This is a genomic window from Pokkaliibacter sp. CJK22405, assembly GCF_046614695.1.
Lineage (GTDB): Bacteria > Pseudomonadota > Gammaproteobacteria > Pseudomonadales > Balneatricaceae > Pokkaliibacter.
The window spans coordinates 234,354-257,286 of record NZ_JBKKHQ010000007.1; the positions used below are offsets into that span (position 1 = coordinate 234,354).

Sequence of the window (22,933 nt, forward strand, 5' to 3'; positions counted from 1 at the left end):
CATTGTGATGCTCAGGCCTGAGGAGGGGTGACCTGCATCAAACGAATCCGTCGACCGTCAGCACTGAGTACCTTGAAGGTAAAGCCTGCCAGTTCAACCGACTCGTCGCGACGGGGTAAGTGTCCAAAGCGTTGAGTAATGATGCCACCAATTGTGTCGTATTCATCATCCTCAAGAGCCGCCTTGAAGAATTCATTGAAGTCTTCGATCGGGGTCAAAGCACGTACCAGATACTGCTCATTACCCATGGACTTAATGTGCACTTCCTCGGGATCTTCAGCATCGTGCTCATCTTCTATATCGCCCACAATCTGCTCAAGGACATCTTCAATAGTGACCAGGCCTGCAGTACCGCCATACTCGTCAACCACAATGGCCATGTGGTGATGGCTGTCCTGAAACTCTTTCAGCAGTACGTTAAGACGTTTGCTTTCGGGGATGACCTGCGCCGGGCGAAGGATGGTGTTCATGTCCAGATTATCCAAACCACCATCTAGCAGGCACTTAAGAAGATCCTTAGCCAGCAGGATACCCTTGATGTCATTGACGCTTTCGCCAATCACAGGGTAGCGGGAGTGAGCAGTTTCGATAATGCGGGGGAGAAAGCTGCGCCAGGATTCATCCATCTCAACAAAGGAAATCTGTGAGCGGGGAACCATGATCTCGCGTACCTGAAGATCACCGACGCGCATGGCGCCTTCAATGATTTGTAACGCATCATGATCAATGATCTGTTCGCGGCCGGCGTTACGCAGCATGTCGAGGAGTTCGTTTCTGTCCTGGGGAGCATCGTCAGAAAAGGCGTGTGCCAAACGCTCCAGCCAGGACTTGCTACTCTCCGATCGGTCTTCTTGCATGGGGGTCTCGCTACTCATCCAATGCGTAGGGGTCAGGGATATCGAGCTTGGCGAGCAGTTTTCGCTCAAGCTCTTCCATTTCTTCTGCTTCTTCATCTTCAATGTGGTCATAGCCCAGCAAATGAAGAATGCCATGGGTCACCATGTGTGCCCAATGGTGAAACAGGGGCTTGTTTTGCTCTTCAGCCTCATCTGCTACCACTTCGGCGCAGATGACCAAGTCGCCGAGTAACGATAACTCAACCTCGGGCGGTGCTTCAAATGGGAATGATAAGACATTAGTGGGCTTATCTTTGCCACGGTAGGTGAAGTTGAGCTGCCGGCTTTCGTCGCGATCCACAATTCGGATCGTAACTTCAAGCGCTGAGGGCTGTGTCGCAAGTACATTATCAGCCCATTGTTGCAGATCTTCGTCAGCGGGAAGCTGAAGGCAAGTCGATTCCCGCTGAATATCCAGTATCGCGTTCATTGGGCCTGAAGCTCCGCGTTACGTTGTTGCTTCTCCTGCTCACGAGCTTCTTCCCAGACATCGTAGGCTTCAACAATGCGCTGAACCAGCGGGTGTCGAACGACGTCCCGGGCCTCAAAGCGTGTGATGGAAATGCCATCAACATCCTGCAGAACATCCAGCACATGACGAAGGCCGGAGGGAACGTTACGCGGGAGATCGACCTGAGTGATGTCACCGGTAATGACTGCTGTTGAGCCAAAGCCGATACGCGTCAGGAACATTTTCATCTGTTCGCGCGTTGTGTTCTGGCTTTCATCCAGAATCACGAAAGAGTGGTTCAGGGTTCGGCCACGCATGTAAGCCAGTGGCGCCACTTCAATGACATTGCGCTCGATCAGCTTGGCAACTTTCTCAAAGCCCAGCATCTCATAAAGGGCATCATAAAGTGGGCGCAGATAGGGGTCGATCTTCTGGCTCAGATCGCCGGGCAGAAAGCCCAGTTTTTCACCAGCTTCCACTGCTGGACGAACCAACAGAATGCGGCTGACTTCTTCGCGCTCCAGTGCATCAACCGCGCAGGCAACGGCCAGATAGGTTTTGCCGGTACCGGCGGGTCCAATACCGAAGTTAATATCGTTGCGGCGGACTTTGCGGACATAAAATTGCTGATTCTCCCCACGAGGTTTGATCAGCATTTTCTTAAGGCGGATTACTGCTTCGTCCTGAAGGTCAGTCTTGTCGCTCAGGCTTTGTGAGGCAATACCGGATTCATGTAAGAAGAGATGCACCATGTCGCGCGTGATTTCGACATCATTGCTGGCTTCACGATACAGCTGAACCATCATTTTTTCCGCAGCCGCCAGAGCCGCAGGGTCTCCTGCCAGTTCAAAGTGGTAGGCGCGGTTGTGGATGGTGATGCCCAAGCGTTTTTCAATCAGGCGCAGGTGTTCATCAAATTGGCCGCTAAAGTTGGCCAGGTACTCCGGGTTCTCCGGGGAAAGATCAAAGGCGATGGTCGCTTGGAGGTCGGTGGTCAAAAGACGAAATCCTCAATGGTTAAGCATGTGCAGGGCATCATGTCGATGCCCTGAGTCACCTATTAATGAAGGGCATCCAGCTCGGAATCAACCAGCTCGCCGCGTAAAGAGTTTGGCAGCGCTTCAATAATCTTCACATTGGCAAATTTGCCAATAAGATCCGCATTGGTGCAGGAGAAGTTCACAACACGGTTATTTTCCGTGCGGCCTTGCAGTTGCCCTGGATCTTTGCGGCTGTAGCCGTTCACCAGAATGCGCTGGGTCGTGCCCACCATCTTGCGGGAGATGTCCAGGGCATGCTGAATGATGCGCTGCTGAAGAATCTGCAGGCGCTGTTTTTTCACATCTTCCGGGACATCGTCAGGCAGATCTGATGCGGGTGTGCCGGGGCGGCGGCTGTAAATAAAGCTGAATGAGGTATCAAAACCAATATCGTTAATCAGCTTCATGGTGGCTTCAAAATCAGCTTCTGTTTCGCCAGGGAAACCGATGATGAAGTCAGAGGAGAAACTGATGTCCGGGCGGATTTTGCGAAGACGACGCAGCTTGGATTTGTACTCAATCGCCGTATGGCCACGCTTCATGGCGGCCAGGATGCGATCTGAGCCACTCTGTACGGGCAGATGAAGATGGCTGACCAGCTCTGGAATCGTCTCGTAGGCATCAATCAGCGCATCGGAGAACTCGACCGGGTGAGAGGTGGTGTAGCGAATGCGATCAATACCATCAATCGCTGCCACATAGTGCATCAGTTCTGCTAAATCGGCGATGTCGCCGTCTGCAGTTTCACCGCGATAGGCATTAACGTTTTGTCCCAGCAGGTTTACCTCACGAACGCCTTGCTCGGCCAGATGGATAATCTCTTCAAGAACATCCTGGACCGGACGGCTGACTTCCTCGCCGCGAGTATAGGGAACAACGCAGAATGTGCAGTACTTGCTGCAGCCTTCCATAATGGAGACAAAGGCTTCTGCGCCTTCCACTTTGGGGGCGGGAAGCCGGTCGAATTTTTCAATTTCCGGGAAGCTGATATCCACCTGGGGCTGGTGGTATTTCACGGCTGCATTAACCATTTCCGGCAGGCGGTGCAGAGTTTGAGGACCGAAAACAATATCGACATAAGGTGCGCGGTCACGTATCGCTTCACCTTCCTGACTGGCGACACATCCACCGACACCAATACGCAGGTTGGGGTTCTTTTCCTTTAGCTTGCGCCAGCGACCTAGCTGATGAAATACCTTTTCCTGCGCTTTTTCACGGATAGAGCAGGTGTTAAGCAGAAGCAGATCCGCCTCTTCAGGGGTCTCAGTGATTTCCATTTCATGGCTCTCGCGCAGCAGATCAAGCATGCGTGAAGAGTCATACTCGTTCATCTGACAACCGTGAGTCTGGATAAATACCTTCTTGGACATGAAATACCTGGAGTCCCGCTAGGGAAAATGTGTTCGTTTGCCTTCAGCTCACTCACCTAAGTGACGCCATGGTAGCGCACGAGAGTGGCATCTGAGCTGACTGTGAAAAATCGGCAAAGTATATCGCAGGCGTCGTCTCAGTTGTAGCGTGTTACGCCGACAAAGCAGTGCGCTGGACGGTCTCTTCTTTGTGGGGAGCAAGGTCGAGACGAGTGGCGAAGCTATCTATGAAGTGATTTTTGAGTTTTTCTTGTGATTGAGGCTTTGGTCTTTGGGACGCGTGGCCGGTGATTGGTAGACCTGGTTGAGGAAAAACTGAAGGCAGAGTCTGCTGAGGTTAAATGCAGCGACATTTCAATACATTCGTTGATGCGCATTGATGAGGTTCTTAAGGAGGGGGTAGCAAAGATTAATCAGGCAATTGGCAGAGTGAGGCGGTTTCCATTCACGCTACTAAATTAATGCGGGTGGTAGCTCTTGAAAGGCGTGTAACTAAATGGCCGATGTAAAAACCAGTCGGCATTTATAGCTGGATAAGAAATGAAAAAGGGTGGGGGACAGCGCTTATAAAGGAAGAGTTGGCAGGGGTGGAAGGACTCGAACCTACGAATGACGGAATCAGAATCCGTTGCCTTACCACTTGGCGACACCCCTGCAACAGGGTCGACACTTTAGAGTAATCATTTTTACTTTTCAAGTATCTGAATATCAGGATGGTGGCTATGGTCGGATTTGAACCAACGACCTACGCATTATGAGTGCGCCGCTCTAACCAACTGAGCTACATAGCCTTAATGGCAGGGGTGGAAGGACTCGAACCTACGAATGACGGGATCAAAACCCGTTGCCTTACCACTTGGCGACACCCCTGTATCCTGTGCTTTTGTTCATGGTGGCTATGGTCGGATTTGAACCAACGACCTACGCATTATGAGTGCGCCGCTCTAACCAACTGAGCTACATAGCCTTAATGGCAGGGGTGGAAGGACTCGAACCTACGAATGACGGGATCAAAACCCGTTGCCTTACCACTTGGCGACACCCCTACAAAAGCGACTCGCATTATACATAAATCTTTGAAAAATCAAAGCCTAAGATCTTTCTGATTTCTGTATTGAACAGGGCTGTCAGTGAGAGCTTCTCAAGGTGACCTGTTCAGCGAGGCCGCGAATTATTCCTTGTCGTATTTCCTCTGTCAAGACTCTGCAAACCGGGATGTGCAGAGAGATAACTCTTGGCGAGATCTCGTGAGAATTTGTCGGAAGTCACGCAAAAAGCCCGCAATAGCGGGCCTTTATTGAGTGTGGGGGCTTATCGTCTGTCTTAGCCGAATGAGCCAGCAATGTAATCACGAGTACGCTGCTCGCGAGCGTTGCTGAAGATAGAGTGAGTGTCATCGAACTCTACCAGCTCGCCCATGTACATGAAGGCTGTGTAATCAGAGATACGGGCGGCCTGCTGCATGTTATGGGTGACAATCACAATGGTGTACTCCTCACGCAGCTGGGTGATCAGCTGTTCGATCGCCTGCGTTGCAATGGGGTCCAGTGCGGAAGTCGGTTCATCCATCAGAATGACTTCAGGCTCCAAGGCAACGGTACGGGCAATACAAAGACGCTGCTGCTGGCCGCCGGAAAGGGAACCTGCATCACGGTGCAGGTTGTTTTTTACTTCTTCCCACAAGTGAGCCTGGCGCAGTGCTTTCTCGACACGCTCATCCATCTGGCGGCGTGACAGGCGATCATACAGGCGAACGCCGAACGCGATGTTTTCATAGATGCTCATGGGGAAGGGCGTTGGCTTCTGGAAAACCATACCGACCTTGGAGCGCAACTCGTTGATATCGATTTTGCTGTCCAGAATGTTGCGATCGTCCAGCATGATAGTGCCTTCGGCATGCTGGCCGTTGTACAACTGATAAATGCGGTTCATACAGCGCAGTAGAGTGGATTTGCCACAGCCGGAAGGGCCAATCATTGCGGTGACACGGTTCTTATACACTGGCAGGTTAATGCCTTTCAGTGCTGCCTGGCCGCCTTTCTGATAGAAGAAACTCAGATCCTTGACGTTCATGCGTGGAGCCAGCATGTCTTGAACGACCGCAGTTTCCTGTTGCATATAAGCTACATTACTCATCGTTATTTCCTCTTCTTCGCCAGGCGTGGCAGAGCACGAGACGCAATATTCAGTAAAAGAATGGTTAAGGTGATCAACAGGGCGCCAGACCAGGCAAGCTGGTTCCATTCGGGGTCTGGACTCATGGCGAACATGTAAATCGTTACAGGCAGGTTGGCCATGGCCTCGTTGGGATCAAGACTCATAAAGCTGTTATTAAGTGCGGTGAACAGCAAAGGTGCGGTTTCACCACTGATGCGGGCAATGGCGAGCAGAACGCCGGTAATCAGTCCGGTCGCTACTGCGCGATAGCCCAGTTGGGTAATGACTCGCCATTTTGGCGTACCGAGGCCGCTACCTGCTTCGCGCAGGCTGGTAGGCACAAGTTTCAACATTTCTTCCGTGGTGCTGATGATGACTGGCAGGGCGATGATGGCCAGAGCGATAGCGCCAGCCCAGCCAGAGAAATGACCCATCGGTAGCACGACTGCTTCATAGACGAAAAGGCCAATCAGAATTGAAGGGGCACTCATCAGCATGCCGTTCAGGAAGCGGATGGTAGAGGCGACTTTGGAGTTCTGGCCGAACTCAGCCAGCCAGGTGCCACCAAGAATGCCGATGGGGGCTGCAATCAAAATACCGGCTCCGGTCATGATCACGCTGCCGACGATTGCATTGGCCAGACCGCCATCGCTGCCTGGGCCGGGGGTGGATTCGGTAAACAGTGCCCAGTTGATGCCGGCAATGCCTCGTGAGAATAGTGTCCAGAGGATCGCCAGTAATACGGCGCAGCCCAGTAGTGTGGCCAGGATGCACACAAGCTGGAAAACAATATTGGTGATTTTTCGACGAAGCATCATACCGTACGCTTCCTTTTCATCAGCAGGCGGGCTGCGGCCATCACAATAAAGGTGATAACGAACAGCAGCAGACCCAGTGCCAAGAGTGAAGAAATATGCATGTCGCCGGTAGCTTCGTTGAACTGTTCAGCAATCGTGGCTGATACCGAAGTGGCCGGCATAAAGAGTGAAGAGTTCATGTCCTGAGCGCCGCCGATCACGAAAGTGACGGCCATGGTTTCACCCAGAGCACGGCCCAGCGCCAGAATGACAGCGCCAACGATGGCACTACGAACGGCGGGCACCAGTACATGGCGGGTAACTTCCCAGCGATTGGCGCCGATGCCGTAGCTGGCTTCACGCATGACGTTGGGGACAGTGCTGAGTGCTTCTTTGATCAGCGCCGTCAAAATGGGCAGGATCATGAACGCAAGAATAATTCCAGCGGTCAGCAGACCTACACCCATGGGTGGGCCGCTAAAGATGGTACCGAGTACCGGGATGTCGCTCAGGTTATCCAGTGCCCACATCTGGAAGTGCTCGGAGAACCATGGAGCAAAAACAAATAAGCCCCACATGCCGTAGATGATACTGGGGACTGCGGCGAGTAGCTCAATGGCGGTGGAGGCAATATGAGCCATCCAGCTTGGTGCCAGTTCGGTAAGAAAAATGCTGATGGCCAGGCTTACAGGCAGGGCCAAAACTATGGCAATGAAAGAGGAGATGAGCGTGCCATAAAGGGCATTCGCTGCACCAAACTCTTCTGTGACCGGATTCCATTCCGTGCTGAAAAGAAAGCCAAAGCCAAACTCTTTCAGTGCAGGAGCTGCACCCATAAAGAGTGACACCAGGATGGCGGCCAACAGTACTGCAATCATGATGGCACTCACCCAGCACAAACGCTGGAAGATTGAGTCACTATTTTGCCATCTTGTTTTCATTGCCATGGTCGACATTGTCGTAATCCAAGTTGAAAGGCCTCTGCGCAGTCGGCCCTTGTAACGCTTAAAGGGAACGTCCTAATGGACGTTCCCGGATCTTGCGATCTGCTGGTTTTTTGATCGTGTGATCAGTTGAAAACCGCCTTGCCGCTTTCGTCTTTGATGTCTTTCTTCCACATGTCTTCAACCATGTTTACAACAGAGTCAGGCATGGGGATGTAGTCCAGGTTGGAAGCTGCTTCGTCGCCATTTGCATAGCTCCAGTCGAAGAACTTCAGGACCGCATCAGCGGTTGCTGCATCAGCCTGCTGGGTGTGCATCAGGATGAAAGTTGCAGCAGTCATTGGCCAAGAAGCATCGCCTGGCTGATCGTTCAGGATCAGGTGGAAGCCAGGAGCATTTGCCCAGTCAGCGTTGGCAGCCGCTGCCTGGAATGCAGACATTTCAGGCTGAACGTATTTGCCGGCTTTGTTCTTCATCTGGGTGTAGGTCAGGCTGTGAGCTTTGGCATAAGCAAACTCGACGTAGCCGATAGAGCCTGGAGTGCGGCTTACAAAGCTCGCAACGCCTTCGTTACCTTTGCCGCCCAACTGCTGGGCTTCTTTTGGCCAGGCCACTTCTTTACCTACGCCTACGTTGTCTTTCCAATCGGAAGATACGCGAGCCAGATAGTCGGTGAAGTTAAAGGAAGTGCCGGAACCATCAGAACGGTGAACGGTATAGATGGGTTTGTGTGGCAGGTTCAGGTCAGCGTTATCAGCCTTGATAGCGGCATCATCCCAGTACTTGATTTTGCCCAGGTAGATGTTTGCCAGTACTTCACCGCTCAGCTTCATCTGGCCAGCTTCCAGGCCTTTCACGTTTACTACAGGAACGATGGCGCCCATAACCGCTGGGAATTGAACCAGACCTGCTTTGTCCAGCTCTTCCTTGGTCAGAGGAGCATCGGAAGCACCGAAGTCAACGGTTTTGGCTTTGATCTGCTTGATGCCGCCGCCAGAGCCGATAGCCTGGTAGTTCAGCTTAACGCCTTCTGCCTTGTTGTACGCCTCTGCCCATTTGGAATAAACGGGGTAGGGGAAAGTCGCGCCCGCACCAGAGATCGCATCAACTTTAGCGAAAGCTACTGGAGCTACCAGTACGCTACCTGCAAGTAGAAGACCGTTAATAAGTTTGTTCATCTGCCATCACCTTACGTGTGTTTTGATGAGAATTTGAGAACCGTTGTCTCTTTGACGTGGGCTTAGAATAGAGGCGTTTGATGACAGAAAAATGACATGCCAAAGGTGAAGGAAATTTTTTGATAAAAAATACTTTAGGGGCTGGCAGTCGAGTGGCTTTTAAATTTTAAGTTATTGAAATTTAATGAGAAAAATTGATTTCTCTTGGTGGGGCTGCACTACGGGGTAGGTTTTTTTTAATCTGCTTCGCCATGCTAAAGCGTGCTTTTTGGCATTTTTTCCCCATGGAACTGTCATAAAAACCGTCCCGGCTTTCATAAACAAGCCGGATTTTTCATGTTTTCTGAGGAGAGCATCATGAAACGGAAGTTATGGTTCTTGGCGGGAGTTGTTGCGTTGGCGAGTTCGCAGTCGGTGCTGGCAGAGACGCTGGATGTCGACATGTATCGTGTAAGTAAGGATGGTATCGGAGAGCCGGTAGGGCATGTCCAGATAACAGAAACCCGTTATGGTCTGGAATTTACCCCTGACCTGAAAGGTTTAAAGCCCGGGCCTCATGGTTTTCATATTCATGCCAAAGGTAATTGTGAAGTGATGGCTGAAGGCGACAAGATTATTCCTGCAGGAGCCGCTGGTGGGCATTTTGATCCGGAGAATACCGGGCAGCATGAAGGTCCTTACGGCGAGGGGCATCTTGGTGATTTGCCATCATTGCTCGCGACTGACAGTGGTGAAGTGAACTATCCAGTGCTGGCGCCACGTATTCATAAGCTTTCTGAAATTAAAGGCTTGGCGTTAATGCTTCACGCTGGCGGTGATAATTATTCTGATGAGCCCGCCAAATTAGGTGGTGGCGGCTCGAGAGTGGCCTGCGGCGTGATTGGCGGACAGTGACTTTGTGGTGCTGAAGTAAGTTGCAGGTGCAGGTATCTGCTTTCGTAATAAAAAACGCCGCCTGATGAGCTGTCATCGGCGGCGTTTTCATAAAGCCTGCTTTCAATGTCGAGGCTTTCTCTAGTGAAGCCTTAAACGTTGAAGCGGAAGTGCATCACATCGCCGTCTTTAACGATGTATTCCTTACCTTCCAGGCGCCATTTTCCAGCTTCTTTCGCGCCTTGCTCGCCCTTAAAGTTCACAAAATCATCATAGGCAACAACTTCGGCTCGAATGAAGCCTTTTTCAAAGTCGGTGTGAATAACGCCGGCGGCCTGAGGAGCGGTGGCTCCAACTTTGACGGTCCAGGCGCGAACTTCTTTTACGCCAGCGGTGAAATAGGTTTGCAGGTTCAGTAGAGAATAGCCCGCGCGAATTACGCGATTAAGACCGGGTTCTTCCATGCCCATGCTTTCAAGGAACATCTGCATTTCTTCTGGGTCATCAAGCTCGGCGATCTCTGCTTCGATTTTATTGCAGACGGGAACAACTACTGCGCCTTCTTCTGCGGCGATGGCTTCCACCACATCCAGGAATGGGTTGTTCTCGAAACCATCTTCAGCCACGTTGGCAATGTACATGACTGGTTTGGTGGTCAGCAGGTGAAAGCTTTTAACCAGTTTTTTCTCTTCATCCGTCAGGTTCTTCACCAGGCTGCGTGCGGGTTTGCCTTCGGTGAAATGCGGGATCAGTTTTTCCAGTAGCGCCTTTTGTGCCACGGATTCTTTATCGCCACCTTTGGCTGCCCGAGTAACGCGCTGAAGCTGTTTCTCACAGCTATCAAGGTCAGCCATGATCAGCTCAAGATCAATGATTTCGATATCACGTTTTGGGTTGACGCTGTTGGAAACGTGAATAACGTTTTCATCTTCAAAGCAGCGTACAACGTGAGCAATAGCGTCGGTCTCACGGATATTGGCCAAAAACTTGTTGCCAAGGCCTTCGCCTTTTGAGGCGCCTTCAACCAGGCCAGCAATGTCTACGAACTCCATGGTGGTCGGCAGAATGCGCTGTGGATTTACGATAGCTGCCAGTGCATCCAGACGAGGGTCCGGCATGGGGACGATGCCTGAGTTTGGTTCGATGGTGCAGAAAGGGAAGTTTTCTGCGGCAATGCCTGACTTAGTCAATGCGTTGAACAGGGTGGATTTGCCAACGTTTGGCAGGCCGACGATGCCACAATTAAATCCCATGATGGAGTCCTGTGAGTTCTGGTTAAACAGGAAAATGACGAAAGAAATCCGTAATCTCTTGCGTCATTTGCCTGTCAGGCAGTGAAAGAGTGCAGTTGGTTCATGGCTTTGGACCAGTTGTCATCCAACCCTAGAGGAAGGGCGGCTAACGAAGCGTCTGTGGCCAATTCGATAAGTTGCTGTTCAGCGGCTGGTGCCTTGCCCAGTACATAGCCAGATACCTGGCTGGCGTGACCAGGGTGTCCAATACCCAGGCGCAAACGATGAAAATCACGATTGCCGCCGAAGCGTGCAATGATGTCTTTCAAACCATTATGGCCGCCATGACCGCCGCCTTTCTTAAAGCGGGCCTGACCTGGGGGAAGATCCAGCTCATCATGGACGACAAGAACCTGCTCTGGAGTCAGTTTGTAAAAGGCGCATAGAGCCTGGACTGCTTGTCCACTAAGGTTCATAAATGTCGTGGGAATAAGCAGATGAAGCGTGTAACCCTGCCAGTTCACTTTGGCATAGCGTCCGTGAAAGCGGGATTCCTGCTTAAAGTCTGCCCGGCACTGATAAGCAAGCGCCGACACAAGGTCGGCGCCAGCATTGTGCCTGGTTCTGTCATATTGGGCGCCCGGATTGCCGAGGCCGACAATAAGTTGAACCTTGTCACTCATCGTTCAGTATCGCTTACTTACGCTTAGCGACAACGCGAGCAACGGCCTGGTTGTGGTCTTTGCCCAGACGCAGAGCAGCAACTTCTACACCTTCAGGAGTAGCGATGTCGCTCAGGTACAGGTTCTGACCCAGTTCAGCGTTGGTCAGGTCAACAGTAACGTACTCAGGCAGGTTTTCAGGTTTGCACAGTACGGTAACTACGTTAACCAGAGTGAATACTTTACCGCCAGCTTTGGAGGCTGGGCTTGCTGCTTCGTTTTCAAAGCGAACAGGTACTTTAACGCTGATGGTCTGACCGTCTACGACGCGCTGAAAGTCAGCGTGCAGCAGAACAGGTCGGGAGGGGTGACGCTGCAGGTCTTTGATGATAGTGCGAACTTCTTTGCCATCAACAGCGATGTTGATGATGCTGCTGAAGAACTGAGAGTCTTCAGTCAGGTGCAACAGCTCGTCATGATCGATAGTCAGAGACTGTGGATCTTCGTTAGCACCATAAACAACAGCAGGGATGCTGTCATTCAGGCGACGCAGGCGGCGGCTCGCACCCTTTCCTGCAACTTCACGAACCTGAGCGTTCAGAGTATAAGTGCTCATTTATTTCCTCATTAAAGTAAAGAGCCAGACGACCGCGACCAGTCTCTGGCTTGTATGCCCGTTTGGGCGTTATCAGCGCTTGCCGTTAATTCTGTAGTGGATTAACGAAACATGGCGCTGATGGATTCTTCATTACAAACGCGACGAACGGCTTCTGCCAGTGTTGGCGCCAACGTCAGCTGTTCGATCTTCTCGCTGCTGGAAGCGGCTTTGCTGAGCGGGATAGTATCCGTCACGATCAGTTTGTCCAGCACAGAGTTGTTAATATTGTCGATGGCAGGGCCGGACAGCACTGGGTGAGTGGCATAAGCAATAACGCTGCGAGCTCCATGTTCTTTCAGGGCTGCAGCTGCTTTGCACAGAGTGCCTGCAGTGTCACACATGTCATCTACAAGAATACAGGTGCGGTCACGCACATCACCAATGATATGCATAACCTGAGAAACGTTGGCCTTTTCACGACGCTTGTCGATGATGGCAAGGTCGTAGTCCAGCTGCTTGGCGACTGCGCGAGCTCGAACTACGCCGCCCACATCAGGAGATACCACAATGGCATTCTCATAGTTCTGACGCTGGATGTGCTCGATCAGTACAGGGGAGCCAAATACGTTATCAACCGGGATGTCGAAGAAGCCCTGAATCTGTTCTGCGTGCAGATCGACAGTCAGAACCCGGTCAACGCCTACGCCGGACAGGATGTCAGCTACAGCTTTGGCGCTAATGGGCACACGGGCAGAGCGTGGGCGACGGTCCTGGCGGGCATAACCAAAATAAGGAACAACGGCTGTGATGCGCTGAGCGGAGGCGCGGCGCAGTGCGTCCGTCATCATGACCAGTTCCATCAGGTTGTCGTTGGTAGGAGCGCAGGTGGGTTGGATGATAAAGCAATCCTTGCCACGCACGTTCTCGTTAATCTGAACGGCAATTTCGCCATCACTGAAATGGCCGACATCGGCGTCGCCCAAAGGCAAGCAGAGTTGATCGACAACTTTGCGGGCGAGTTCCGGATGGGCATTTCCGGTAAAGACCATAAGTTTTGACACGGTGTTACCTTCGCTCTGGCAAGATTCGGGATAGCGATATCCATCTACGGGCCTAGTCACATCGAACTGCTCCCGAGAGGCTTCTCGGGCGGTGTGCTCGACATCCTGGCTGGCAGTTTTGATCATACTGGCGACGCCTGTCCTCTTCGGACGTTTGGTGGGTTTTCCCCTCAAAAAAAGGCGCGGAAATTTTCCATGAACCCCGGCTGATTGTCAATTAAACAGTGTCGATTTATTACGGCAGTATCTGCCACTGCTTAATCACCAGCTTGAGCCGCACCTTATCTTTTCTGGCCTCGAGCTTTCGCGGGAGCCAAAGAGTGTCTTGTTGGGTGAAGTCGGTGTACTCGATTCTCCAGCCATCTTGCTCAAGTGCCGCTATGCGGCCCTGCTGGTCATAGAGGCTGCCGGTAATCTTGCCCGGGGCTGGCTCGCCTTTGATCCAGTAAGTCAGCTGATTAACCGGAATGCTCAGTCCTGTTCTGTCCTGTAGCAGAGCTTCAGGGTCATTGGATACATAACGTCCTTCCGGTGTGAGCAGGATCATGCTGCGACTATCGCCCTGCATGGCCAGATGCCCCTGACCCATAGGGCCAGTCATCTGAACATTGTAACTATCCAGCTTCTGGACCCAATCCAGGGTCAGGGTGTTGTAGGTCTGATCATGCTGTAAGCCCGCTTTGGCATTGATTTGCCAATGATTGATATTGCCAAGCGCTGCACGCCAGGCAAGTTCAGGCTCTTTTTGTTGTTTGAGCGCAGTGTTACTACAGGCGCTGAGGAGTGCCAGCAGCAGGCTGATTCCAAGAAAACGAAAGCTCAGGTTGAGGCGTTGCATCAGTGACGAATTCCGTGTCGTTGCATTTCATCAAGAATGGGCTGGTAATCAGGCTTTTTCTTCAGAGCCTTCCTCCAGATTCGGGTCGCTTCCTTGTGCTGTTTGAAATGCCAAAGGACAACGCCCAGATGGTAGGCCACTTCAGGGTCAGGGAAAGAGGCATACGCTTGACGCAAAATGCTGAGGGAGTCGTCAAAGGCTTCGGTGTGATAATAGGCCCAGCCCAAACTGTCCTGAATGGCTGCGTCATTGGGCTTAAGCTCATGAGCACGAGTCAGGAGAGAGAGTGCTTCCTCATGGCGATCAGTCTGATCTGTCAGTGTATAACCCAGTGCGTTAAGAATTTGCGCGTTGTCAGGCTGCAATGCTGCCAGTGTTTCCAGATCTTCGATCATGGCGTCCAGATTGCCATCTTTTTCGCCGAGCATTGCGCGGGCATAAAGCAAATCCGGGTCACTTGGGCTTTCATCAAGAGCCGCGGTGTAGAGTGTCCTCGCTGAAGCGTAGTCCTGATTTTTGCTGTACCACTCACCTTCAAGCAGATACAGGCTGATGGCGTGATCAGGGCTTTCCTGACGAGAGTCCTCAAGCATCGGGCCGATCTGCTCGTCCATGTCCAGCTGATGCATCAGAACAATCATGCGACTTCTTGAGGTGAGAAACTCATCCCCTTGGCTGACTTGCTGGTAATAATCGAGGGCTTGTTGGGGCTGCTTCTGCAGTTCAGCCAGATAGCCCAGATAAAAAGCCAATGGTGAGCGGTTGGGTGCCATGTCCCAGAGCTCTTCAAACGTGTGTTTTGCTTGCTCGTAGCGTGCTAGTTGAATCTGTGTACGGCCGAGGCTAAAACGGGCTTCAAGATTCTCAGGTTGTTTCTTGATCAGTTTCTGCAGAACGGGAAGCGCTTTTTGCGGTTCGTTGCCCGCAAGGTAGGCGCGAGCCAGTAGATCCTGCAGTTGTGGGTCCGGGCGGGCAGCGTTCTCTTTCTTCAAAAAGCGTGTAGCACCTGCAAAATCCTTTTGATGAAAAAGGATGTCAGCTTTCACAAGAATACCCTGAGATAATCCCGGAGCAATGGCGAGGGCCTGGTCAATCTGGTCATGAGCGGCGTCCATTCGTTGCTGATGGCGTGCCACCAAAGCGCTGCTCAAGTGATAGAACGGATTGTTCGGGTGCTGGCGCAGTTGCTGTTTAAGCGCCTTTTCAAAGGTGTCCAGGCTTTCGCTGGGCATCTGTTCCACCCTGCTAAGCAGGATGGAATAGATCGCATCGTTCTTTTGCCAGTCGTACTGGTTGAGAATGGCGAAGGCCTGGTCGTACTTTTCTTCCTGAAAAAGTCCGTCCAGTAAGAGGTTGCTTGCAACGCGAGAGTCAGGTTCAAGTTGGTGCCATAATGTGGCTGAAGCGTTGATGGCTTCTGCGTCTCCCAGATACTGGGCGAGATAACTGGCCTGTTCTGCCAGCTCAGGTAGACGGTATTTTTGCGCGAGGGATGCGTAATGCTCATAGGCGATCTTGGGTTCGTCCCGCTGCATGGCGAACTCGGCCACCAGCAAAGAGTAGACAGGAGAGTCACCCAGAGGTTTGACCTCAGCTACCTTCAGTTTTGAAGGTGCGGGTTGGGTCGCGCAACCAGCGAGTGCGCCTAAAATGCAGACATACAGGAGATATCTTGGCATGGAGTCTGTTGTGATCAAGGCGGGTTGGTTACAATAAGCATCCCCGGCTGGAATGCTTAGCTCACGAGCAGGCCATCGGTCAGGGCGTGATTCCCTTATATTGCGTCATCGTTTTGGCTGTCACAAGGGAATTCACCCGGCAGTTACCGCCCTTGTGTTTCTTTATGTGTCTACATAAGAAGAGCCAACCGGCTTTTAGCCAAGGGTTGAGATCTCACTGCATCTACTGTGGAGCACAGCAACACCTATGCAACAGTCAATGGCCTTGCTAGCGCTGGGTATCAATCACAAGACTGCCCCCGTTGAGGTTCGCGAGCGTTTAGCGTTTGCGCCTGAGCAGCTGGGGCAGGCCTTGCAGGATGCCCGCATGCGAGGTGCGCTGAGCGAAGTCGCCATACTTTCCACTTGTAACCGGACTGAACTTTATGGTGTTGCGCCTCTTCATGAGGGGCGGGCCGTACTGGAGTGGCTGGCAAACTTCCACGGTGTGGATATTAATGAACTGAGTAAGAGTGCTTATGTTCATTGGGACCGTGAAGCTATCCGTCATATGGCGCGAGTCGCCTGTGGCCTGGATTCCCTGATTCTCGGTGAGCCTCAGATTCTCGGCCAGCTAAAGACAGCTTTCAGTTCTGCTCAGCATAATGGCAGTCTGGGTTCACGAATGAACCGCTGGTTTCAGCATACTTTTAATGTCGCCAAGCAGGTTCGAACACAGACTGCTATTGGTGAGAATCCAGTGTCTGTTGCCTATGCTGCTGTTTCTCTGGCGCAGCGTATTTTTGCTGAGCTCTCGGAAAGCCGGGCATTGTTGATTGGTGCCGGTGAGACCATAGCGCTGGTAGGGCGTCATTTGCGCGAAGCAGGCATCAAAGATGTCACGGTTGTGAACCGGACCCTGAGCCGGGCGCAGACTCTGGCAGAAGAACTGGAGGGGCGCGCTATTCCACTGGCTGACCTGGCAGAATATCTGCACGAAGCCGATATCGTTATTGCCTCGACCGCAAGTCCGTTACCCTTGATTGGTAAGGGGGTGGTGGAGCGAGCGCTCAAGAAGCGTCGTTATAAGCCCATGTTTATGGTGGATATCGCCGTTCCTCGGGATATTGAACCTGAAGTAGAGCGTCTTGAGGATGTGTATCTCTACACTGTCGATGATCTCCAGCAGGTGATCGAGGAAGGGGTCAAGGCGCGTCAGGATGCTGCCGAGGAAGCAGAATTATTGATTGCTCAAGGTCTTGAGCACTTCATGGAACAATTGCGTGCCCGTGATGCTGTGCAAACCTTGCGTGAAATGCGTTTTAACGCAGAGCAAATTCGTGATCAGGAAGTGCAGAAAGCGCTGCGCTATCTTGAACGTGGTCAGTCTCCCGAAGAGGTGCTGACTCAACTGGCGCGCGGCTTAACCAATAAGCTGATTCATACGCCCAGTATTGAACTGAAAAAAGCGAGTGCCGAAGGTCGAACCGATATGCTGGTTCAGGCCCGACGGCTATATGGCCTGGACAAGGCGCCCTCTGAAGATTGATTCCCTTCTTATGTTGAAACCTTCTTTGCTGGCCAAGCTTGAAGCTCTGGTCGAACGTCATGAGGAGCTTGGTATGCTCCTGAGTGATGCAAGTGTTATCGCTGACCAGCAGCGCTTCCGTGCTTTCTCCCGTGAATATGCAGAGCTTGAAGAGACTGTTCAGGCGTTTGGCGCATTCCGGCAGGCGCAGGATGATGCCGAAGAAGCCAAAGCGATGTTGAAGGATGCCGATCCTGAGATGCGTGAACTGGCAGAAGAAGAGCTGGAAACAGCCGCTGTAACCATTGAGGAGCTGGAAGGACAGCTGCAGCGACTGCTTATTCCTAAAGATCCTAACGACACCAGTAATGTGTTTCTGGAGGTTCGTGCAGGTACCGGTGGTGATGAAGCGGCAATTTTCGCGGGTGATCTTTTCCGCATGTACAGTCGTTTTGCCGAGACCTGCGGATGGTCTGTTGCCGTCGTGAGTGCCAGTGAGGGTGAGCACGGTGGTTATAAAGAGGTGATCTCACGGATTTCCGGCACGGATGTGTATAGTCGCCTCAAATTTGAGTCGGGTGCGCACCGTGTTCAGCGCGTTCCTGCGACTGAATCTCAGGGGCGTATTCATACCTCAGCCTGCACCGTGGCTATTCTGCCCGAAGTCAGCGAAGTGGAAGATATTGATATCAATCCTGCGGATTTGCGTGTGGATACGTACCGCGCCTCTGGCGCTGGTGGTCAGCACGTTAACAAGACCGAGTCTGCAATTCGTATTACTCATATTCCGACGGGAGTGGTGGTTGAGTGTCAGGAAGAGCGCTCTCAGCATAAGAACCGCTCCAAGGCGATGTCGTTGCTCGCATCACGACTCAAGCAGAGTGCTGTCGATAAACAAGCCAACGAACAAGCGGATAAGCGTCGTTTACTGGTGGGTAGTGGTGACCGCTCGGAGCGGATTCGTACCTATAACTATCCGCAGGGACGTGTTACCGATCATCGCATTAATCTGACGCTTTACCGGTTGGATGAGGTGATGGGCGGTGATCTGAACTGTGTCGTCGAGCCGCTGCTTCAGGAGTACCAAACCGAGATGCTGGCGCAACTGGCTGAGCAGGATGGTGTCTGATCACAGTATCCGTGCGGCGCTGGCGCTGGGCCGTCAGCAGCTCGCGTCGCTCTCCGAAATCGATCCTCATGCCGAAATTGAAGTGGATCTTCGCTACCTGTTGTCGGATCTGCTGAATAAGTCACCGGCCTATCTAATGGCGTTTGATGATGCCAGCCTGACTCCTGAGCAGTGGCAGCAGTGGGATGCCTGGCTTGCTCGTCGACAGCAGGGGGAGCCGGTTGCCTATATCACCGGATTCCGTGATTTCTGGTCACTTCGGTTGCAGGTTTCTCCTGACACGCTGATCCCTCGTGCCGATACCGAGCGCTTGGTGGAAGTTGCGCTGTCGCTTCCTGTTCCTGTCTCTGCCAAGGTGATTGATCTTGGTACAGGAACCGGTGCCATTGCTCTGGCGCTGGCGGATGAGCGCCCTCAGTGGCTGGTTACTGGTGTTGATCGAATCCCTCAAGCGGTTGAATTGGCGCGGCGAAATGCGCAGCGTCTTCATTTGCCTGTTGCTTTTTCTCAAGGGAGTTGGCTGGAAGGGATTACGGATTCTGTAGATCTCATAGTGAGTAATCCACCCTATATTGACGCTGCTGATGCTCACCTTGATCAGGGAGATGTGCGCTTTGAGCCGCATTCTGCCTTGGTTGCTGCTGAGTCTGGTCTGGCCGATATCCGCACCATTATCCAGCAGGCGGTAAAGTGTCTGGCACCTTCTGGCTGGCTGCTGTTTGAGCATGGTTGGAAGCAAGCAGAGGCGGTCCGTGACATGTTGGGCGCAGCTGCCTTCGGTGAGATTAAAACCTGGCAAGACCTGGGTGGGAATGATCGTGTGACTGGTGGATGCTGGAGAGGCTGAATCTTTGGCATCGCTCAATCTGTAAGTACTCCATTCTCCCTTAAACAATAAGGGTTCCTCTTTCATGAATGATAATCAGCTCCTGCGTTATAGCCGACACCTGTTGCTGCCTGAAATTGATATCGATGGCCAGCAAGCGCTTAGCGAAGCGCGAGTGCTTGTAATTGGTGTGGGTGGTCTGGGCTGCTCGGCAGCGCAATCATTGGCGGTATCGGGTGTGGGTACGCTAGTGCTGGTCGATGATGATGTGGTCGAGTTGAGTAATTTGCAGAGGCAGATACTGCATAAAGAGGCTTCTGTTGGAATGACGAAGGTCGCCTCAGCCATTGCCGCAATCAAAGAGCTGAACAGCGAGTGTCAGTGCGTTGGTATTGACCGGCGCCTTGATGAAGCTGAGTTGCTCGCTGAGGCCGCGCGTGCAGATTTGGTGCTGGACTGCTCAGACAACTTCTCCACCCGTTTTTTATTGAATCGGGTGTGCTTTGCAGTGAAAACCCCTTTGGTTTCAGGTGCTGCGATTCGCTGGGAAGGGCAGGTTAGCGTTTTCCCGGCTACAGATGAGTCTCCTTGTTATCACTGTTTGTATAAAGAAGGTGAAGAAGAAGGGTTGACTTGTTCTGAAAGTGGCGTAGCCGCTCCCTTAGTGGGTATGGTAGGGTGTACACAGGCACTTGAGGCTGTGAAGCTTCTTGTGGGTGCAGGAACACCGCTTTCGGGGCGCCTGCTGGTGCTGGATGCTTTATCCATGCAGTGGCGTAACTTCAAGCTTCCCAAAGATCCGGCCTGTCCCGTTTGCCAGTCAAATGAGCAAGACATGTAGTCGATTCATCACTCGGCGTTACATGTGTCTTATTGAACCAAGCGTGTAATTACAGGAGATAACCCCCATGCCGGGCGCGCTTAACAGCATGAAATACGATGACGAATTTCTGCGCGATATTCTTGAAGAAGTGAATGTAATTGCTCTGGTGGGAGCCAGCGCTAAGCCTGAAAGACCTAGCCACACAGTGATGAAGTACTTGCTGCACAAGGGCTATAGGGTCATTCCTGTGAATCCTAATGAAGCAGGCGGCGAAATTCTGGGGGAGACTGTCTATGCCTCTCTTGCAGATGTCGAGGAGGTTGTGGATATGGTTGATATCTTCCGCCGCTCTGATGCTGTACCGGAAATCGTTGAGCAGGCTATCGAGGCGAATGCCCGTATCATCTGGATGCAGCAAGGCGTTGTGCATACTGCCGCGGCGAAAGTTGCTGAAGAGGCTGGTCTTCGCGTCGTAATGGATCGCTGTCCCAAGATAGAATATGAACGCCTGGGGCTTGGCGCTTTCTGAAGCCAATACGGGACTTTGCTCTGAGTTTGACTGGGCTCTGAATACAACAGGCATGCCATGGGTGTGCCTGTTTCCTTGCTTCGCGCGTTACTTATTCTGTGCTTGTTGATGCTGTTTAGCGGCCAAGCATAAGCTTTCTGATGCGAATATCTTCTTCGCAGCGTTTTGCCAATTGCCAGCACTGGCGCTGCTCCTTTCCTTCCAGCTGACCCTCTTGCAGTGATGTGAATAAGCCTTTCTCGCAGAGCATTCGGATGCTGCTCTGGTAGCCACGCTGTATACACTCATCGACTAATGCCGGGTTGTCAAAACGGATGCTGTACTGATCCAGTCTGGAAAGAATGCTGATCAGCAAAGTGGGAGCGCTGTGTCGGATACTCGCCATTGGTAAGTCTAAGGAGAAAGGGCGAGACTCTTTTGCCTCAGGTTGATGCTTCATCAGTAGTCCAATCAGTTCGGCCGCTGCGGACGCGTGTGTCAGTGCTTCTTCGGTGAGCGTGGTTAGTTGTGAGCTTTCTACGGCAAGTCTTTCCAGAAGCCAATTGGCGCACTCTAGCGCCGCGCATGAAAAGGCTGTCTCTAAGGTTGTGCCGGGCTTCTCAGACTCTGCTCTCATGAGTCGCTTTTGCTGCTTGATCAGTTGGGCAAGATTATCTTCCTGCAATAAAGCTTGCAGCTTGTCTTGGGCAAGGGGGCGTGACCAGAAAATAACTCTTCTCCCTGAAGCTGCTCTTAATGGTGATGAGTATCGGGTTTGAGCCTGCCTATTTGGCAGGCTGCTCCTTCAGTGGCGCGACCATAGCCATCCGCCTGATTTTGCGGGCGCTTCTCAAGGAGTCAATGCTAAAAATTACCAGCGCGGACCAGATGAGTAGGAAGGGAATGAGGCGTTTTTCATCAAATGGTTCGTTATAGACCCAGATTGCCAGCTGCATGGTAATTGTGGGTGTCATGTACTGCCAGAAGGCGATGGTGGTCATGGGTAATCGCTTGGCGGCGCTGGCAAACCAGATCAGTGGCAGAATGGTAACGAGGCCGGTGATGGCCAGAAGGGCGTCCTTGGCTGGCGTCTCAAGCGACAGGCTCAAGGTGTTCTGGCTCCAGAGCCAGGCGAGATAGCCTAATGAAATGGGACAGAGCAGCAGTGTTTCTATCGCCAGGCCGTCAATCGAGTTCACGGTCGTGCGTTTTCTAATGGCGCCATACAGCCCGAAGCTCAGTGCTAAAGAGAGTGATACCCAAGGCAGGTGCCCCAGTTCAATAACTTGATATCCGACGCCAATGCAGGCCAGCGTCACCGCCATCCATTGGCCTCTGCGAAGCTTTTCTCGGAAAAGAGCGAGGCCAATCAGGATGTTAATAATAGGTGTAAAGAAATAGCCCAGGCTGGTTTCCAGAATGCGACCATCATTCACCGCCCAGATGAAGGTTACCCAGTTCACCGCAATCAGAGAGGCTGAGACAAAAAGCCACTTGCTCTGCTTAAGATCTGCCGTAAGTCTCAGAGTTCGCCAGAGTTTGCCGGTGAGTGCCAGAAAAATGATCAGGGTCAGCATAGACCAGGATATACGATGGGCCAGGATCTCCCAGGCAGGAATGCCCTGCAGAAACTTGAAGAAAACCGGAAAGGTTCCCCAGACGCCAAAAGCGGCCAGCGCGAACATATGGCCATGACGGATATCGTTATTCATTAGCTTTCCTTGCCAGGAAGTAGAGACGGCGAGTCTGCGTGCAGGCAAGGTCAAAGTGCCGGACTGGCAGGCGAGGCTGTCATATTTGTTTAATGATTATGCGATAGCTTAACGGGATGAATGTAGTAAACAATTTAGCTTTTCTAATGTATTGAATGCGTGTGGTGATCAGTCTTGCAGCGTTGAGTTTTTAAAGCGCGGTGTTGTAAAACTGTAAAACAATGTCATCTCTGTTCGTGACACTGTGAGCACATTGTGTGCTATATTCGAAGTCATCCTGTTGGTCAAAAAATGACAGGAAGGTTAAAAACAATAATGGAGGCATTAATGCTGAATAGTGAAAAGACTCCTCTGCGTCATGCAATGGAGCTAAGTCATCGGGTGAAAGCCCTGCATCTGGAATCCCGTCTGGGTGAACAGGAGCGCGATTATCTGGGTGTGATTGACCGTCTGGAAAGCCGCTACCGTATTAGTAAGTGTAATGACTTTCTTCGTTTGAACGCTCTGGAAATTAAAGCAGTGGAAGCGCTGGATAAATCACTTGCAGAACTGGCCGCCTAAAGCGCCAGTTCTGGGCTGGCAGGGTTCTCTGCTAGTGTCTTTACTTCCTCTCTACATCCTCTCGTGTAAATGAAGTCTCTGAAGTCCATCA

At 51.9% G+C, this 22,933-nt stretch carries 24 protein-coding genes and 5 tRNA genes; 8 read left to right on the plus strand and 21 right to left on the minus strand.

Features of this window, described 5'->3' with window-relative positions; translation table 11 throughout:
• Positions 1–11: 11 nt before the first annotated feature.
• The 4 genes from ACKC9G_RS04170 to miaB form a co-directional block, all read right to left on the minus strand.
• Positions 12–857: an HlyC/CorC family transporter gene (locus ACKC9G_RS04170; protein ID WP_411403679.1), complete on the minus strand. Its 846-nt coding sequence runs from the start codon at positions 855–857 to the stop codon at positions 12–14.
• 10 nt (positions 858–867) lie between these two features.
• Positions 868–1,326, minus strand: a complete 459-nt coding sequence (gene ybeY / locus ACKC9G_RS04175; RefSeq protein WP_411403680.1) for an rRNA maturation RNase YbeY — start codon at positions 1,324–1,326, stop codon at positions 868–870.
• Positions 1,323–2,345 (minus strand): PhoH family protein, encoded by a 1,023-nt coding sequence (locus ACKC9G_RS04180; protein WP_411403681.1) that lies wholly within the window; start codon positions 2,343–2,345, stop codon positions 1,323–1,325. The genes ybeY and ACKC9G_RS04180 overlap by 4 nt, the downstream gene beginning before the upstream one ends.
• Positions 2,346–2,407: 62 nt before the next feature.
• Positions 2,408–3,757, minus strand: coding sequence for a tRNA (N6-isopentenyl adenosine(37)-C2)-methylthiotransferase MiaB (miaB, locus tag ACKC9G_RS04185; protein ID WP_411403682.1), 1,350 nt, complete (start codon positions 3,755–3,757; stop codon positions 2,408–2,410).
• A 291-nt stretch (positions 3,758–4,048) separates the two neighbouring features.
• On the opposite strand from miaB, the gene ACKC9G_RS04190 reads away from it, so the two are divergent.
• Positions 4,049–4,219, plus strand: a complete 171-nt coding sequence (locus tag ACKC9G_RS04190) for a DUF1820 family protein (protein WP_411403683.1) — start codon at positions 4,049–4,051, stop codon at positions 4,217–4,219.
• A 117-nt stretch (positions 4,220–4,336) separates the two neighbouring features.
• Here the strand turns inward: ACKC9G_RS04190 and ACKC9G_RS04195 are convergent.
• From ACKC9G_RS04195 to pstS, 9 genes are all read right to left on the minus strand, one after another.
• A tRNA-Gln gene (locus ACKC9G_RS04195) sits at positions 4,337–4,411 on the minus strand.
• A 60-nt stretch (positions 4,412–4,471) separates the two neighbouring features.
• Positions 4,472–4,548: transfer RNA gene (locus ACKC9G_RS04200), tRNA-Met, on the minus strand.
• Between the two features lie 4 nt (positions 4,549–4,552).
• Positions 4,553–4,627, minus strand: a tRNA-Gln gene (locus tag ACKC9G_RS04205).
• Positions 4,628–4,647: 20 nt separating this feature from the next.
• Positions 4,648–4,724, minus strand: a tRNA-Met gene (locus tag ACKC9G_RS04210).
• 4 nt (positions 4,725–4,728) lie between these two features.
• Positions 4,729–4,803, minus strand: a tRNA-Gln gene (locus ACKC9G_RS04215).
• Between the two features lie 277 nt (positions 4,804–5,080).
• Positions 5,081–5,893, minus strand: a complete 813-nt coding sequence (pstB, locus tag ACKC9G_RS04220) for a phosphate ABC transporter ATP-binding protein PstB (RefSeq protein ID WP_411403684.1) — start codon at positions 5,891–5,893, stop codon at positions 5,081–5,083.
• Between the two features lie 2 nt (positions 5,894–5,895).
• Positions 5,896–6,732 (minus strand): phosphate ABC transporter permease PstA, encoded by an 837-nt coding sequence (gene pstA / locus ACKC9G_RS04225; RefSeq protein ID WP_411403685.1) that lies wholly within the window; start codon positions 6,730–6,732, stop codon positions 5,896–5,898.
• Positions 6,729–7,667 (minus strand): phosphate ABC transporter permease subunit PstC, encoded by a 939-nt coding sequence (gene pstC, locus ACKC9G_RS04230; RefSeq protein ID WP_411403686.1) that lies wholly within the window; start codon positions 7,665–7,667, stop codon positions 6,729–6,731. The genes pstA and pstC overlap by 4 nt, the downstream gene beginning before the upstream one ends.
• Positions 7,668–7,780: 113 nt before the next feature.
• Complete coding sequence (pstS, locus tag ACKC9G_RS04235) at positions 7,781–8,833, minus strand: phosphate ABC transporter substrate-binding protein PstS (protein ID WP_411403687.1); 1,053 nt, start codon at positions 8,831–8,833, stop codon at positions 7,781–7,783.
• A 357-nt stretch (positions 8,834–9,190) separates the two neighbouring features.
• Here pstS and sodC point away from each other — a divergent pair, with 357 nt between their 5' ends.
• Positions 9,191–9,727: a superoxide dismutase [Cu-Zn] SodC gene (sodC, locus tag ACKC9G_RS04240; protein WP_411403688.1), complete on the plus strand. Its 537-nt coding sequence runs from the start codon at positions 9,191–9,193 to the stop codon at positions 9,725–9,727.
• A 131-nt stretch (positions 9,728–9,858) separates the two neighbouring features.
• Here the strand turns inward: sodC and ychF are convergent, their stop codons facing one another.
• The 6 genes from ychF to ACKC9G_RS04270 all read right to left on the minus strand — a co-directional run bounded on the left by ychF (position 9,859) and on the right by ACKC9G_RS04270 (position 15,776).
• Complete coding sequence (gene ychF / locus ACKC9G_RS04245; RefSeq protein ID WP_411403689.1) at positions 9,859–10,959, minus strand: redox-regulated ATPase YchF; 1,101 nt, start codon at positions 10,957–10,959, stop codon at positions 9,859–9,861.
• A gap of 74 nt (positions 10,960–11,033) precedes the next feature.
• Positions 11,034–11,621 (minus strand): aminoacyl-tRNA hydrolase, encoded by a 588-nt coding sequence (pth, locus tag ACKC9G_RS04250; RefSeq protein WP_411403690.1) that lies wholly within the window; start codon positions 11,619–11,621, stop codon positions 11,034–11,036.
• 13 nt (positions 11,622–11,634) lie between these two features.
• Positions 11,635–12,216, minus strand: coding sequence for a 50S ribosomal protein L25/general stress protein Ctc (locus tag ACKC9G_RS04255; protein WP_411403691.1), 582 nt, complete (start codon positions 12,214–12,216; stop codon positions 11,635–11,637).
• A 101-nt stretch (positions 12,217–12,317) separates the two neighbouring features.
• Positions 12,318–13,259 carry a ribose-phosphate pyrophosphokinase gene (locus tag ACKC9G_RS04260; protein WP_411403742.1) on the minus strand — a complete coding sequence of 314 codons (942 nt, stop codon included), beginning with the start codon at positions 13,257–13,259 and terminating at the stop codon, positions 12,318–12,320.
• Positions 13,260–13,494: 235 nt separating this feature from the next.
• Positions 13,495–14,097 (minus strand): lipoprotein insertase outer membrane protein LolB, encoded by a 603-nt coding sequence (gene lolB / locus ACKC9G_RS04265; protein WP_411403692.1) that lies wholly within the window; start codon positions 14,095–14,097, stop codon positions 13,495–13,497.
• Entirely contained in the window at positions 14,097–15,776 is a 1,680-nt protein-coding gene (locus tag ACKC9G_RS04270) for a tetratricopeptide repeat protein (protein WP_411403693.1), read from the minus strand. The genes lolB and ACKC9G_RS04270 overlap by 1 nt, the downstream gene beginning before the upstream one ends.
• 247 nt (positions 15,777–16,023) lie before the next feature.
• On the opposite strand from ACKC9G_RS04270, the gene hemA reads away from it, so the two are divergent.
• The 5 genes from hemA to ACKC9G_RS04295 all read left to right on the plus strand — a co-directional run bounded on the left by hemA (position 16,024) and on the right by ACKC9G_RS04295 (position 20,590).
• Positions 16,024–17,304, plus strand: coding sequence for a glutamyl-tRNA reductase (gene hemA, locus ACKC9G_RS04275; RefSeq protein ID WP_411403694.1), 1,281 nt, complete (start codon positions 16,024–16,026; stop codon positions 17,302–17,304).
• Between the two features lie 13 nt (positions 17,305–17,317).
• The gene (gene prfA / locus ACKC9G_RS04280) at positions 17,318–18,412 is read left to right on the plus strand and encodes a peptide chain release factor 1 (protein WP_411403743.1); all 1,095 of its coding nucleotides are present in this window, start codon (positions 17,318–17,320) and stop codon (positions 18,410–18,412) included.
• The gene (prmC, locus tag ACKC9G_RS04285; RefSeq protein WP_411403695.1) at positions 18,402–19,259 is read left to right on the plus strand and encodes a peptide chain release factor N(5)-glutamine methyltransferase; all 858 of its coding nucleotides are present in this window, start codon (positions 18,402–18,404) and stop codon (positions 19,257–19,259) included. The genes prfA and prmC overlap by 11 nt, the downstream gene beginning before the upstream one ends.
• A 64-nt stretch (positions 19,260–19,323) precedes the next feature.
• Complete coding sequence (locus ACKC9G_RS04290; protein ID WP_411403696.1) at positions 19,324–20,079, plus strand: molybdopterin-synthase adenylyltransferase MoeB; 756 nt, start codon at positions 19,324–19,326, stop codon at positions 20,077–20,079.
• Positions 20,080–20,146: 67 nt separating this feature from the next.
• Positions 20,147–20,590: a CoA-binding protein gene (locus ACKC9G_RS04295; protein WP_411403697.1), complete on the plus strand. Its 444-nt coding sequence runs from the start codon at positions 20,147–20,149 to the stop codon at positions 20,588–20,590.
• A 115-nt stretch (positions 20,591–20,705) separates the two neighbouring features.
• Here the strand turns inward: ACKC9G_RS04295 and ACKC9G_RS04300 are convergent, their stop codons facing one another.
• Together ACKC9G_RS04300 and rarD are read right to left on the minus strand one after the other, a co-directional pair.
• Positions 20,706–20,975, minus strand: coding sequence for a hypothetical protein (locus ACKC9G_RS04300; RefSeq protein WP_411403698.1), 270 nt, complete (start codon positions 20,973–20,975; stop codon positions 20,706–20,708).
• Between the two features lie 379 nt (positions 20,976–21,354).
• Complete coding sequence (gene rarD / locus ACKC9G_RS04305) at positions 21,355–22,281, minus strand: EamA family transporter RarD (protein ID WP_411403699.1); 927 nt, start codon at positions 22,279–22,281, stop codon at positions 21,355–21,357.
• A gap of 327 nt (positions 22,282–22,608) precedes the next feature.
• Here rarD and ACKC9G_RS04310 point away from each other — a divergent pair, with 327 nt between their 5' ends.
• Positions 22,609–22,842, plus strand: a complete 234-nt coding sequence (locus tag ACKC9G_RS04310) for a hypothetical protein (RefSeq protein WP_411403700.1) — start codon at positions 22,609–22,611, stop codon at positions 22,840–22,842.
• Positions 22,843–22,933 lie beyond the last annotated feature (91 nt).